The organism is Flavobacterium lipolyticum, assembly GCF_020905335.1.
In the GTDB taxonomy this organism is placed as follows: Bacteria; Bacteroidota; Bacteroidia; order Flavobacteriales; family Flavobacteriaceae; genus Flavobacterium; species Flavobacterium lipolyticum.
On record NZ_JAJJMN010000001.1, the window covers coordinates 3,772,125 to 3,786,109 of the forward strand.

A 13,985-nucleotide genomic window follows, 5' to 3' on the forward strand; every position below is an offset into this window, starting at 1 on the left:
TTTTTTGTTCAGTTGGTCCGTGGCAAAGAATGGGAGGAATTCTTTTGAGTTTGAAATCAGTAATTTTTTACAAAACCTAACTTACAGTAAGGGTCAGATATTCAGGTTGTAAAGCTTTGTATTTTGGCTTGTGTCTTTTGATTGATGTAAAAAGAAGCCTTCAGATTTTGGTCGGGTATTTTGTTAAATTTCTGTGTTTTGTTTGAATTTCATTTATTTATTTTATATTTAGCTTTATTATAGTTAAAAAGCGGATTTTTATTCAATGAATTTGCTCTATATAGATGATTTGTGTATTAAAAAACTTTCAATATATAGAAAAGTTCATTTAAGAGGATTCTTTTATAAGTCTAACCAAAAACCAAAAAATTGATGAAGAAAAACTACCCACACTTTGTTTCGTTTGTTGTTTCTGCTGGTATTTTGTAAAGAATAGCAAGAATGATGAGTTGTTGTCAGGTGTCTAAGCGGATGTAGTATTAATCTTTACTGCCTTCGTTTGGATGTTTTTGATAGTGTCTCATTGGATTACCCTAAAATCTATTAAACAACTAAACCAAACCGAAAATGAAAAAGAATCTAAAAATAGTATCATTATTCCTAATGATAAGTATTGGAGTGTTTGCTCAAAAAGAAGAATTAAAAGAGGCACAATCTTATTATGCTAAAGGGAAAAACCAGGAAGCATTAGCCGTTTTAAAAAAAATAGAATATCAAATATTAAATGCACCGGACGAGGTAAAGACGGATTATTTTTTTACAAAAGGTAATGTTTATAAGGATCTCGCAACAAAAAATGTCGATGCTGCAAGTAATTTTGCATTGGCATCAGCAGCCTATCAGGATGTGTTATTGTATGAAAACGAATCCCGAAATTATAAGTATGCTTTTAAAGCGAGTTCTGCGTTGAAAGAAATGAAGTTTAAATTGGTTGATGGTGCTTATAATGATTATAAAATTGGAAAATTTAAGGAAAGTGCCGATAAGAGTTACGAAGTATATTTGTTTGATAAAAAAGATACTTTAAACTTGTTTAATGCGGCCTCTTCTTCTTTGGCAGGTAAGGATTATAACGCTGCCATAAAGTATTTTGAGGAGCTGAAAAAAATAAACTATTCCGGAAAAGGGATGGTTTTTTATGCTACAAATAAAAAAACAAAACAGGAAGAAGTATTTATTTCGATGAGTGCAAGAGAATCTAGTATTAATGAAGGTTTATATGAAAAACCAAGAAATTTTAATCCGCCTTCTAAGAAAGAAGAGATTCTGGTTTCTTTAGGCTTTTCTTATCTGGAGAGAAATGATTTTCGCAATGCGGAGAAATACTATGAAGATGGATTAAAAATCAATCAGGATTGTTTAACCTGTTGCTTAAATTTGGCTTATGTTAAAGTGCAGTTTAGAAAAGAAATTCAGGATCAGATGTCATCATTGGGGACCAGTGTCAATGAAATGAAACAATTTGATAAATTAGATGCTCAGAAAGACGAAGTGGTAAAAAGTGCCATTCCGTATCTTAAAAAAGCACTGGTGATTGAGCCTAAAAATGAAAATGCTGTAAAATCGCTCTTAGGTATTTACAGATCGTTGAATATGACAAAAGAATACAATGCTCTTAAAGGAAGCATGTAAAAATAATAGGGAAGCTGCTAAACTTTCTTTTTAGCAGCTTCTTCTAATATCGATTTTTTACCAACAGTTCGGGTAATAATATCTTTTTCTAAATCCCATCCTCTTGCCGGGGAATATTCACGTCCGTACCAGATAATCTGTAGGTGCAGGTCATTCCATAATTCTTTAGGAAATAATCTTTTAGCATCTTTTTCCGTCTGTACTACATTTTTTCCGTTTGAAAGATTCCATCGGTACATTAATCGGTGGATGTGTGTGTCAACTGGAAAGGCAGGAACACCAAAAGCCTGTGACATCACTACACTTGCTGTTTTATGTCCAACTGCCGGCAAAGCTTCCAAAGCTTCAAAATCTTGTGGAACTTCACCATTGTGTTTGTCAATCAAAATATGTGATAATCCATGAATTCCTTTAGATTTCATTGGAGATAAACCGCAAGGGCGAATGATTTCTTTAATTTCTTCAACCGACATTTTAATCATGTCATACGGATTATCTGCTTTTGCGAAAAGTATAGGGGTAATTTGGTTTACACGAACATCAGTGCATTGTGCCGAAAGTAAAACTGCAATTAATAAGGTGTAAGGGTCTTTATGGTCTAATGGTACAGGTATAGTGGGGTAGAGTTCTTTTAACGTATTTATAACAAATGTTACTCGGGCTTCTTTATTCATTTCCGTAAATTTAATCCCGTAAAAATAGTATTATTTTAATTGTGAATTGTAAAATGTACATTGTAAAATGTGATAGGTGAATGGTTGATTGTGGGGAATGAATTATTTTTAAGTTGCAATCGAACAATCGAATAATCTAATAATCTAAGAGGTCTAACAATCTAATAATCTAAATAAATGGTAACATTACAAAAAGGCGATAAAGCACCAAATTTCTCAGGAGTAGATCAGGATGGGAAAACACATAAACTGGCAGATTACGTCGGAAAGAAATTGGTCGTTTTCTTTTATCCAAAGGCAAGTACTCCCGGATGTACAGCTGAGGCTTGTGATTTAAGAGATAATTTTGAGCGTTTTAAGGCGAATAATTACGAACTTCTGGGTGTTAGTGCTGACAGTCAGAAAGCACAGTTAAAATTTAAAGATAAGTACGAGTTTCCTTTTCCGTTATTGGCAGACGAAGATAAATCTGTAATTAATGCGTTTGGGGTTTGGGGGCCTAAGAAGTTTATGGGGAAAGAGTATGACGGAATCCACAGAACCACTTTTGTAATAGACGAAAACGGAATTATTGACGAGGTAATCGAAAAAGTGAAAACGAAAGAACACACTGCACAGATTTTGAAGTAAAAAAGAGTCTCAGTTTTCAGTCTCAGTTTTCAGTCTCAGTTTTCAGTCTCAGTCTCAGTCTCAGTCTCACTTTTCAAGTTTTAGTATACAGTGTAATAACTGCGACTGTAAACTGCGACTGCAAACTAAAAAAAGTCCCCAAAAAGAAAATTTCTTGTTGGGGACTTTTTTTTAGGTATTCTGCTCCAGTTCTTTCTGCGGATGGTATCCGAAAAGATGGTGTTCTTTGATGATTTCGGCAATACCGGTTGGAAGCATATGTTCCCATCCTGTTTTTCCCTGATTGATCATTTTTAGTACCTCACGAGAGAAAACTTCTAAGTTATGCGGATCATAATCTGCGATATCAATTACTTTTCCGTTGAATTTAAAGAATTTATACAATTCTTTCATTCTTGGGTGTACTTTTAAGTTGTTTGAGTTCATTAAAACGCCATTTTCATCCAACATTGGATATAAGAAAACTTTCATATCTCTGTAGAATAGTTTTCCAAAGGCTTCTAAGATTCCACCACTTAAATGACGGTAGTATTTCTCGTCAAAAATATCGACTAAATTGTTAACTCCCATGGCTAGTCCCATACGGGCTTTGGTGTAATTAGCAAAATATTCTACTACTTTATAATACTCCTGGAAATTTGAAATCATTACAGTTTGCCCCAGAGAGCAAAGTAATTCGGCTCTGTCCATAAAGTCACGCTCGTCAATTTCGCCATCAGAACGTAAGTTAGAAAGTGTAATTTCGAAAATAACCAGTGTATTGTCTTTTTCTACTTTGTTTTCTTCCAAAAACATCTTAAGCGACTTCTCATACATGTCCATGTTTACTTTTGTAACCGGACGGAAACTTCCTCTTAAAGCAAGAAGATTTTTTTTGTATAAAATAGCTGCCGGTAATATGTTTTTACCTTCCGGATTGAACATTACGGCATCAGTCATTCCGTTTTTAACCAGCTGCAAACTCATTAAACGATTGTCAACATGAGCAAAACGAGGCCCTGAGAAGTTAATGGTGTCGATTTCCAGTTGGTCTTTGTCTAAGTGATCGTATAAATAACGAAGTAATCGTTTTGGATCGTTGTATTTGTAAAAAGCACCATAAATTAGGTTAACTCCTAAAATTCCAAGTGTTTCCTGTTGTAGTCTGGCATCAGTTTCTTTAAAACGAATGTGTAGAATAATTTCGTTGTATGCTTCATCCGGTTCAATTTGATAGCGGATTCCTACCCAGCCATGACCTTTAAATTGTTTAGCGAAATCTATGGTAGCAACAGTGTTGGCATAACTAAAGAAAAGCTTTGTTGGATGTTTTTCTCTGCTTAATCGTTCTTCGATGATTTGCCCTTCATGGGTAAGCATTTTTTTTAACCGTTCCTCAGTTACATAACGTCCATCGTTTTCAGCTCCATAAACGGCATCACTAAAATCTTTGTCATAGGCAGACATCGCTTTTGCAATTGTTCCCGATGAACCTCCGGATCTGAAAAAATGCCTTACCGTTTCTTGTCCGGCGCCTATTTCAGCAAATGTCCCGTAAATATTCTCGTTTAAATTAATGCGTAATGCTTTGTCTTTTATAGAAGGAATCTGTTCGATGACCCTGTCACCTTTGAGTTTTATTTCTGTACCCATTTTATTTTAAATAGATTTGTTACAAAGTTAGTAAATTAGCCTTCTAATGAAAGAGAAATAATCCTATTTTTGTAAAAAAATTAAGTTCAATTGAAGGTATATTTTTTAGGTACTGGTACTTCTCAAGGCATTCCGATAATCGGAGTGGATCATCCTGTTTGTAAAAGCACTGATGCTAAGGATAAAAGACTTCGTGTTTCCATTTGGATTACATGGGACGATCACTCGTATGTGATCGATTGTGGTCCTGATTTCAGGCAACAGATGCTTTCCTGTGGCTGCCGAAAACTCGATGCTATCTTATTTACACACGAACATGCTGATCATACGGCCGGTTTAGATGATATTCGTCCCTATAATTTCAGACAGGGCGAGATTCCTGTGTATGCGCATCAGCGTGTAATCGACAATTTAAAACGTCGTTTCGATTATGTTTTTGAAACTGTAAACAAGTACCCGGGAGCACCCAGCGTTAAAACGATTGAGGTAGTGAATGACGTGCCTTTTAGCATTGGCGATAAAACAGCAATTCCAATTAATGTAATGCACGGTGACTTGCAGGTTTTTGGATATCGCATCGATGACTTCGCTTACTTGACGGATGTTAAAACGATTGATACAGCAGAGGTTGAAAAACTTAAAAATTTAAAGGTACTGGTTGTAAATGCTTTGCGTCTAGAACCGCACGATACTCACTTTAATCTTCAGGAAGCATTGGATTTTATCGATTTAGTGAAACCTGAAGTTGCTTATTTAACGCATATTAGTCACGTTTTAGGCTTTCATGAAGAAGTGCAAAAACAATTGCCCGAAAATGTTTTTCTGGCTTATGATAATTTAGAAATTACAATTTAATTATATTACAAAAATGAAAAAATCCTTAATGCTTTACCTTTTTATCCTTGCGATATTAATGAATGTTTTTACCTATATGTTTTACAGCAGCGAAGTGAAATTTGAGCAGGACAGATATGTAAAAACGACCAAAAAGCTGAGAGACAGTATCAATTTGGTATCAACAAAATTGGCGGAAGCAGATTATTTTTCTTTAGAACACAATGAAAATGCACAGAATTATTTTGATAATAGTGCAACTGGAGGAAAAGTTATTTTATATGAAAAACTAATCCCACTGGTAACAGAGAAATTATTGGACTTAAATGCAAATCCAAATGGGAATCCTTATACAGGACAAGACAAAATTGGTCCGAATAAATTTATTATCAATAAGGTGAAAATTTTAAATCACAGATGGATTATTGCGGATTACAGCAATGGTGAAATGTGGGGTGAAGTGTTGTTGAAGTACTTTGTTAATGACGACGAAAGTATTACTTTTGAAGTAAACCAAACCTGGCTGTATCAAAAGTAAGAAGCTCTTTTCTTATTTCTAAACGGGTTTAACTAAATATTCGACTTATGAAAAAGGTGTTTTTACTTGCTATTGTTGCGGGACTTTCATTTTCTTGCGGGAAGAAAGTTGCTGAAGAAAATAAAACTTCTGAAAAGAAAGAAGAAGTTAAACCAGCTGTTGTTGGAGGAGATTCAGATGCCCATGGATGTAAACCTTCTGCGGGTTACATCTGGTCGGCTCTTAAGAAAGAATGTGTTCGTCTTTTTGAAGTCGGTACAAAACTAGCTCATGCCGAAGATGGGAAAACGTATTCTACCGTAGCTTATGTTATCTTTGACGGAAACCAAGCGGAACTTTTTCTGGACACTCAAAAAGAACCAATTCTTTTAGAGAGAAAATCAGAAGGAGAGCCTTGGATTAAAGGTGATCTGCAGTTAATTCCCTGGAAAGGTTATGTTTTAAAGAAAGACGGGAAAATTATTTATACGGGAGAATAGTTTAGTGTTCAGTCGCAGTCTCAGTATTCAGTCTCAGTCTCAGTTTTCAGTTTCAGTTTTAAAGTAAGACTGAAAACTGAGACTGAAAACTAGACAATTCTTTTGATAAATTCAGAAGTTACTACCTGTGCAAATTCTTCATTTAAACTGGCAAGAGCGGTTTGGTGAATGATTTCGGCAGAGAATTCCTCTCCGTTGATACCTTTTTTATTGAAAGTTGCGGTAGCATCAGAAATGAGGTAAACGTTATAGCCAAAGTTTCCCGCCATTCTAGTGGTTGTAGAAACGCAGTGATCTGTTGTTAAACCAGCGATAACAACAGTTTTGATTTTAGCATCGTCAAGTAATTCCTTTAAATTAGTTCCGATAAAAGCGCTATTGACATTCTTCCTGATGATTGTTTCGCCTTCTTGTGGTTTTACAATATCCTGAAATTCATTTCCCGGATGGGTTTCATTCAGAATAGAGTTTGGATTAGAAGAACAATGCTGTACATGGAAAATGGGCATTTTTTTGTTTCTCCAGATTTCTAAAAGTTCAGCAGCACTTTGTTCAGCAGCTAGATTATTTCGTTCTCCTCCCCAGTAAACAATATCATTAAATCCTTTCTGAATATCAATTAAAAGTAGCGCCGGGTTGTCTAATTTTTTTAAACTCATAAGATTAGTTTTTTTAATTTTGATCATTTTTGAGGATTGAGATTGAATTTCATCTCGAAAGACTACTTTTTGTTAGCCAATTACTAATGTTACAGTGTTATTTCAAATGTAATTTTAGCTTTTAAGGCTGTGAAAATTTTAATTAGCGTTTCTATCGTTACATTTCCAGTGTTATTTTCTAATTTTGAAATTTGCGCTTTTTGAACCCCTATGAGCTTGCCCAGATCTTCCTGAGTCAGATTGCGTTCTTTTCGGGTTTGTCTGATAGCATTGGCAATTAAGTCAAGTTGCAAGTTATATTCGAACTTGTCTCTGTTTGGTGTGCCTATTTTTCCAACTAATTCATCTGTTACGACTTCTAATGTATATGTTTTCATTACTGTATAAAGTAGATTAATCTTTCTCTTTAAAATAATTCAATTGTATTTTTTTTGCTTTTAGTATTTCTTTGGAAGCAACTTTACTTTGTTTTTTTATAAAACCATGTGTTGCTATTACTAAGGTGCTTTTTATATTGGTTTTATCCCAAAAAGCGAGCAATCGATATTGATTTCCTTGATAGAGTGTTCGGAGTTCCCAAATATCATCTGTTAGTTTTTTAAGAAGCTCCGGATCGTTTTTGATTTGTGCTTTATGTATATTGTAAATAATCTTTTCAGAATGTTTTGGTTCCATGTTTTTTAAAAATAAATAAGCTTCTTCAAGAAACTGAACTTCAAAAAGTTTTTCCATTTCATTTTTCCATTTACAAAAATAAGCAAAAGTTTCCATGAAAGGAAACTTTTGCTTATTTTTTGTTTTTGATGATTTAAATTATAAAATCTAGACTCTAAAAATACAAATGTTTTTTTGCAAATTGATTTTTGTTGTAAGAATTATATTGTTTTTTTAATGGAAAAAGATTTAAGATTCGGTGCTGTAATTGAAAAAGTTAATTATATCAACAGCCAATTGTTTAAATCAAAGAAATTCTGAGGAGCTACGCCATGTCCAACCGGGTATTCTTTATAGGTAATTGGAATATTCAAATGTTCTAAAATTGCAGGCGTTTTTCTGGCCCACTCGATTGGAATTACCTGATCGACAGTTCCGTGTGAGGCAAAGAATTTTAGGTTTTTAAAGTCATTTTTATCATAACCTTCTTTGATGATATCTTCATTAAAATAACCACTCATAGCCACTACACGCTGTACTTTTTCAGGATATGAAAGTGCAACGGAATAACTCAGAATGGACCCCTGACTGAAACCAATCAAAGTTACATTATTAGCATCAATAGGGTAGTTAGTCGTTAATTCATCAATAAAGCCAGCAATTACATCACGGGAAGTTTTTGCCTGTTCGTTGTCAGAAAATTTATTCTGATCTGCATCAAAGTTAATCGCATACCAGGCATAAGCGCCATATTGTAAATCATAAGGTGCTCTGGCTGAAATAATATAATAGTTATCAGGGAGTTCGGTTGCAAATGAGAATAAATCGGCTTCGTTGCTGCCGTATCCGTGTAATAAAATTAAGACAGGATTTTTGTCTAAGATAACTTTTGGTTTTTGTATTTTATATTCTAGAGATAGATTCATTTTTTTAGTTGTAAGATGTGATGTGAATTGTGAAATATAAGATGTGAAATGTAAGATGTATTAAGATAAAGCTTGTCGGGCTTCGACTTCGCTCAGCCTGACAAGCTTTAATCTTTGCTCCTGACAAGCTTCGACTTCGCTCAGCTTGACAAGCTTTAAGCTTGATAAAAAAATGCGATTAAAATCTTAAAACCAGGGTTATTGGAATTTAAAATTTGGAATTTTTCTAATTGTAATTTAAAATTTACCCTATTTTTTGAAACCATTTTTGGAAAAGCGCTCCCACTAACGGAATTGGTTTTGTTTGTCCCTGAATGGCGGTAAAAATGCCGTAAGTCCATAAAATCGAAATACAGATCCACATTGGGAAAGTAATAAAGAAGCTGTCAAAATTGCTGATGATGGCTCCGAATGAAATAAAGGTTAAAGACAATCCTAATGCCTGGCGAATGTGAAAAGAAGCAAAGCTGTTTTTGTCTTCTGAGTTCATAGACATTGCGATTAGTACCCCAATAATCAAAATATAACTGGTGATAGCGATTGGTTTTCCTTTTTCAATTGAATTGTTCATTGTAATTATTTAGAGGTAACAAGTTGATTTTGATTGAATATTCCGTACACAGCTCCTTTGGTTTCTGCTCCTAAAAAAGCAGAGTTTTTAGATTTGGAGAGAATGTTTTCTTTGGTAAAAGTTGATTTTCCTTCCGGAGTAAAGAAAGTGAAGTTCGCTTTTGAGCCTTCCGCTATGATGCTTTTTTCAATTCCGAAAACCGTTTTACCCAACGTTAATTTTTCAATTATGGTTTCTAAAGGCAGAACTGTTAATAAAGCACCAAAAGCACTTTCCAGACCAATTGTTCCATTTTTGGCAGTGTCGAATTCCATTTTTTTGAATTCAATATCAATTGGATTATGATCGGAAGTAATCATATCAATAGTCCCGTCTAAAACTGCGTTTAAAAGAGCTTTTCTGTCTGTTTCGCTTCGTAGTGGTGGAGTTACTTTAAAACGGGTGTCAAATTCTTCCAGTTTTTCATCGGTTAGTACCAGATGATGTACAGCAACACTGCAAGTAACTTTCAAGCCTTTTGCTTTGGCCTCTTGAATCAATGCGACAGTTTTTGCAGTAGAGACGGTCGGGATGTGTAACTTTCCACCGGTATATTCTAGTAGAAATAAGTTTCTTGCAACTTGTAGTTCTTCTGCCAAAGCAGGGATTCCTTTAAGTCCTAATCTTGTTGAAACGATTCCTTCATTTGCAACACCGTTTCCTTTTAAATTAGGATCTTGTGCATAAGTAATTACTAATCCATCAAAATCCTGTACATATTGTAAAGCAATTTTTAGAAGATTAGCGTTGTCGATACTTTTGTTGTAGTCTCCAAAAGCAACGGCTCCGGCATTTTTCATATCGTAAAGCTCTGCCATATCTTTTCCTTCGCTGGCTTTAGTTAAAGCTCCAATTGGCAAAAGTTCAGTAGCAAAACCGTTTGCCTTATTTTTTACAAAATTTACCTGTGATTGGTTGTCAATAATAGGGAAGGAGTTGGGTTGAAGAGCAACGGCTGTAAAACCACTTTTTGCGGCAACATTCAATCCGTTGGTGATTGTTTCTCTGTCTTCGTAGCCCGGCTCTCCAAAAGAAACGCTACTGTCAAACCAACCTTGAGAAAGATGTAAATGATCAAATTTTACCTCTTTTGCATTATCAATTTCAGGAAGTGAAGTTCCTATTTTTTCAATTAAACCATCTGCAATTAAAAGATCAACGGTCTGGTTGTGAAACGGACTCTCTGAATCGATTATTTTGGCGCTTCTGATGATTATTTTCATATGTAGAGAAATTTATTTATTATTTTTCAGATTCTCGTTTGTCATTCCGACGTAAGGAGAAATCGCATTTCAATATTCCGTGCAGTGCGTTCTCAGCGAGTGTGATTTCTTCTTACGTCGAAATGACATACAAGCTAAAAAAAAACTACTTTACAAATTTTATTATTGCTATTTCTAATGCTAAAAATAACAGTGCAAAGATAACAAACCATTTCCAAATTTGGCTGTCTGTTCGTTCCGTTTGTAAGGTGTTAAAAATGGTTGAAATAGTGTCCGCTGTTTTAAAATCAGAAACCACATTGGTGTTTACCTGACTCAGGTCACTTTCGCTTCTTTTGTAATTGAAACTTAGGTTTTCGATCCATTCTTTTCGGTCAAAAACACTATAATTTCCTGCCGTTTCAGGGAAATCATTAAAGGTGAGTTTAACTTTGTTATTTAGTATTTGCTGAATGGGAATAAAGGAATCATCATTTCCTTTTACTTCCAAAATGGCGTCTTTTGTTAATAATACATCTACAAAATAAGGCTGATTACTGCCTATAATCAAAGCGTTAACCCCGGTTTTTTGATTGTTCTGCCCCATTTTATAAAATAAAGGGACAATCAAAGGAGATTGCTGAAAGTTTGAATTTGTGGCATTAATAGGTGCCGTAAAGACAGTAATTCCCGAAACCGGATTTTGAATGGCTGTTACAAATACGCTTTGGTCCTCGTAGGATAAAACGGCTGGGTATGGACTTGAAATACCAAAAGAACTGTTTGTTTTTGGATATTGAAAGTTCGTGATTTTGTTCTCAAACACACCGGAGAATAGTGGATGATCAAAATTGATTTTGGTGATTAACTTCGCTTTGTTTTCAAGAGTGGTAAACTGAATTTTTCCAAAATTACCCAAGAAAGAATTCAAATTAGAAAGGGATGTTTTTTCGGAAGGGATCACTACTAAATTACCACCTTTAGCGACAAATGCTTTTAAGGTAGTTTGTAATGCCTGAGGAACTTCTGTCAGTTCGTTTAGAATAATGGTGTTTTGTTTGTCTAAACTGTTGTAATCCAGGTTGCCGATCGAATAGTTGTTGTAGTTGAATTCTGCCGATGTATAAATTCGGGATAAGAAATTACTTTTTTCGGGTTCACCAATACTGATGATGTTTGTTTTCTTTGTTTTCAGGATACTGAAAAAAAGCTTGTTGTCGTACGTCAATCCATTGTCTTCAATAACAACATGACCATGAAAAGCTTCTTTTGGAATGGTAAAGTCTATTTTCTTTTTCTTTGCATCAAAATGGATAATGGTTTTGGCAATCAGTTTATTTTGATTGTACAAGGCCATTGAAACGGGTTTGAAATCTTCGCCGTAAGCAGACAGATTAACGCTTATCTCATAGAAATTCTCCAGAGTCTGATTGATAAAAACACTGTCAATGGCAATATTGTTTTTCTGTTCCGCTTCCGGAATAATAAAATAAGGTTTCTCTTCGGTGTCAAGGTTTTTTATGTCCTTTTCGGCAAGACCTACCGCATCGGTAATAATGACAATATCTTTTTTATGAGCTGATTTGTGCGCTTTGATCTTTGCTATTATCGATGGAAGTTCAAAAGGTGTAGCGCTGTATTTTAGGTTTTGTAGTGCACTTTTGGATGATTTAATGTCGGTATTCCAATAGTTTTCAGTGTTAGTCAACAGCGAAAAAGAGGAAGTTTCAGGCGTGTTTTCGAGAAGTTCCTGCACAGCACGTTTTAGCAGTTCTCCTTTTTTTCCTTTTGCCTGCATGCTAAACGAATTATCGAGAACGATATACATTTCATTGGCAGCATTTTTACTGTCTTTAGCCTCAAAAAAAGGCTGGGCAAAAGCCAGAATAATACAAGTCAACAACAGTAAGCGGGTGGCTAATAACAATCGTTTTTTGATTTTCGAACTCTTTCGGGTCTGAACAGAGATCTCTTTCAGGAAGCGAACATTAGTAAAAAAAGAGGTTTTAAAACGTCGTAATTGAAATAAGTGAACCAGAATTGGAACAATTAACAAGAACAGAAAGTATAGAATTTCGGGATGTTTAAAATGCATTCGGGCTTCGATTTACTTCACTACGTTTTATTTTTCGCGAAGACACTGGTCAAAAATACAAATTTTTACTCAAACCTTATCAGTTATAAAGCAGATTATGAGTAAACGCCGTTGGCTATTTTTTTTGATGAATTTAGATCCTTTTTTGTTGAAGAAACGATTTGCATCGTTTGAAAAATGTAACTTTTGGGATCCCATTTGTAACAAAAAAATAGGATTAGAGAAGATATTATTCGCTATTTTAGCGTATCTAAAACAATTCAAGGATTATGAAAAGATTATACATACTGCTTTTTTCTGCTTTGTCCTGCGCAGGTTTACAGGCTCAGAACAAATTTAATTTACTGGTAGGAACTTACACGAATACCTGTCAGAGTAACGGAATTTATGTTTATGATTTTAATGCCGATTCCGGTGATTTCAAATTGAAAAGTTCCTCAGAAAATGTAGTAAGCCCAAGTTATTTGTCGGTTTCAGCAGACAATAAGTTTGTGTATGCCGTAAATGAAAACGGGACTCACAGTGCTGTTAGTGCTTTTGGTTATGACGCAGGATCTGGAAAATTAACTTTTCTAAATAAAAATGATGCGTTGGGTGCCGATCCTTGTCATTTGATTAATGATGATAAAAATGTGCTTGTCGCGAATTATTCAGGAGGAAATATTGCCGTTTTTAAGAAGAATGCCGATGGAAGTATTTCTGAAGCACAGCAGTTAGTTCAGCATGCAGGAAAAGGAATTAATGCAGCGCGTCAGGAGAAAGCACACGTACATATGGTGGCCTTTTCACCTGATAAAAAATTTGTTTTGTCTAATGACTTAGGTCTGGATAAAGTTTTTGTGTATAAATACAATCCGAATTCTAAAAACGAAATCTTAACGCTAAAAGGGTCTGCAGATGTAAAACCGGGGAGCGGACCAAGGCATTTGACTTTTAGTAAAGACGGTAAATTTGTGTATCTGGTTCAGGAATTAGACGGTACACTGACGACTTTTAGTTTTGACCCAAACGGAAGTCTGAAAGTTATTGGAGAGACCAGTATTTTGCCAAAAGGATTTACAGGAGGAACCGGAGCGGCAGCCATCAAAATTTCACCTGACGGAGCATTTTTGTATGTTTCAGATCGTGTCGATGCGAATGCTGTTTCCGTTTATAAGATTCAGAAAAATGGTGGGATTGAATTGGTGGAGCAGGTGAGTACTCTGGGAAAAGGCCCAAGAGATTTTGCGATTGATCCCACGGGTAATTTTCTTTTAGTAGGACATCAATATACGAATGATATTATTATTTTTAAAAGAGATAAAACAACTGGAAAATTAACCGATACAGGCAAGAGAATCGGGTTGTGCTCTCCGGTGGGGTTGGTTTTTACGAGGATATAGTTTATTGAGGTGCTAAGGTTCTGAGGTTCTAAGGAGCT

The 13,985-nt window shown here is 35.0% G+C and carries 15 protein-coding genes; 6 read left to right on the forward strand and 9 right to left on the reverse strand.

The annotated features are described in order from the left end of the window. Window positions 1-567 precede the first annotated feature (567 nt). Window positions 568-1,632 (forward strand): tetratricopeptide repeat protein, encoded by a 1,065-nt coding sequence (locus LNQ34_RS16055; protein ID WP_230000440.1) that lies wholly within the window; start codon window positions 568-570, stop codon window positions 1,630-1,632. Between the two features lie 17 nt (window positions 1,633-1,649). On the opposite strand, the gene LNQ34_RS16060 is transcribed toward LNQ34_RS16055, so the two are convergent. Continuing rightward, complete coding sequence (locus tag LNQ34_RS16060) at window positions 1,650-2,306, reverse strand: endonuclease III domain-containing protein (RefSeq protein ID WP_017498748.1); 657 nt, start codon at window positions 2,304-2,306, stop codon at window positions 1,650-1,652. Between the two features lie 177 nt (window positions 2,307-2,483). Here LNQ34_RS16060 and bcp point away from each other — a divergent pair, with 177 nt between their 5' ends. Next, window positions 2,484-2,936: a thioredoxin-dependent thiol peroxidase gene (gene bcp, locus LNQ34_RS16065; RefSeq protein WP_202701815.1), complete on the forward strand. Its 453-nt coding sequence runs from the start codon at window positions 2,484-2,486 to the stop codon at window positions 2,934-2,936. A 171-nt stretch (window positions 2,937-3,107) separates the two neighbouring features. On the opposite strand, the gene LNQ34_RS16070 is transcribed toward bcp, so the two are convergent. Further along, window positions 3,108-4,568 carry a TonB-dependent receptor gene (locus LNQ34_RS16070; RefSeq protein WP_017498819.1) on the reverse strand — a complete coding sequence of 487 codons (1,461 nt, stop codon included), beginning with the start codon at window positions 4,566-4,568 and terminating at the stop codon, window positions 3,108-3,110. A 90-nt stretch (window positions 4,569-4,658) separates the two neighbouring features. Here LNQ34_RS16070 and LNQ34_RS16075 point away from each other — a divergent pair, with 90 nt between their 5' ends. From LNQ34_RS16075 to LNQ34_RS16085, 3 genes are read left to right on the forward strand one after another with little or no spacing between them, the layout of a single operon-like run. After that, window positions 4,659-5,423, forward strand: coding sequence for an MBL fold metallo-hydrolase (locus LNQ34_RS16075; RefSeq protein ID WP_230000441.1), 765 nt, complete (start codon window positions 4,659-4,661; stop codon window positions 5,421-5,423). 13 nt (window positions 5,424-5,436) lie between these two features. Further along, window positions 5,437-5,940 (forward strand): hypothetical protein, encoded by a 504-nt coding sequence (locus LNQ34_RS16080; RefSeq protein ID WP_035747178.1) that lies wholly within the window; start codon window positions 5,437-5,439, stop codon window positions 5,938-5,940. A 47-nt stretch (window positions 5,941-5,987) separates the two neighbouring features. Beyond that, entirely contained in the window at window positions 5,988-6,419 is a 432-nt protein-coding gene (locus LNQ34_RS16085; RefSeq protein ID WP_230000442.1) for a hypothetical protein, read from the forward strand. Between the two features lie 89 nt (window positions 6,420-6,508). On the opposite strand, the gene LNQ34_RS16090 is transcribed toward LNQ34_RS16085, so the two are convergent. The 7 genes from LNQ34_RS16090 to LNQ34_RS16120 form a co-directional block, all read right to left on the reverse strand. Beyond that, window positions 6,509-7,078 (reverse strand): cysteine hydrolase family protein, encoded by a 570-nt coding sequence (locus tag LNQ34_RS16090; protein ID WP_230000443.1) that lies wholly within the window; start codon window positions 7,076-7,078, stop codon window positions 6,509-6,511. Between the two features lie 89 nt (window positions 7,079-7,167). Then, complete coding sequence (locus tag LNQ34_RS16095; RefSeq protein WP_230000444.1) at window positions 7,168-7,455, reverse strand: helix-turn-helix domain-containing protein; 288 nt, start codon at window positions 7,453-7,455, stop codon at window positions 7,168-7,170. Window positions 7,456-7,471: 16 nt separating this feature from the next. Further along, window positions 7,472-7,849: a type II toxin-antitoxin system RelE/ParE family toxin gene (locus tag LNQ34_RS16100; RefSeq protein WP_230000445.1), complete on the reverse strand. Its 378-nt coding sequence runs from the start codon at window positions 7,847-7,849 to the stop codon at window positions 7,472-7,474. 164 nt (window positions 7,850-8,013) lie between these two features. After that, a complete protein-coding gene (locus LNQ34_RS16105) occupies window positions 8,014-8,658 on the reverse strand; it encodes an alpha/beta hydrolase (RefSeq protein ID WP_202701810.1) in 645 nt (214 codons plus the stop codon). A gap of 244 nt (window positions 8,659-8,902) precedes the next feature. Further along, the gene (locus LNQ34_RS16110) at window positions 8,903-9,229 is read right to left on the reverse strand and encodes a hypothetical protein (RefSeq protein WP_202701809.1); all 327 of its coding nucleotides are present in this window, start codon (window positions 9,227-9,229) and stop codon (window positions 8,903-8,905) included. 5 nt (window positions 9,230-9,234) lie between these two features. After that, window positions 9,235-10,491, reverse strand: coding sequence for a dihydroorotase (locus LNQ34_RS16115; RefSeq protein ID WP_230000446.1), 1,257 nt, complete (start codon window positions 10,489-10,491; stop codon window positions 9,235-9,237). A gap of 145 nt (window positions 10,492-10,636) precedes the next feature. Further along, window positions 10,637-12,565 (reverse strand): BatA domain-containing protein, encoded by a 1,929-nt coding sequence (locus LNQ34_RS16120; protein WP_230000447.1) that lies wholly within the window; start codon window positions 12,563-12,565, stop codon window positions 10,637-10,639. Between the two features lie 269 nt (window positions 12,566-12,834). Here LNQ34_RS16120 and LNQ34_RS16125 point away from each other — a divergent pair, with 269 nt between their 5' ends. Next, the gene (locus tag LNQ34_RS16125) at window positions 12,835-13,947 is read left to right on the forward strand and encodes a lactonase family protein (RefSeq protein ID WP_202701806.1); all 1,113 of its coding nucleotides are present in this window, start codon (window positions 12,835-12,837) and stop codon (window positions 13,945-13,947) included. Window positions 13,948-13,985 lie beyond the last annotated feature (38 nt).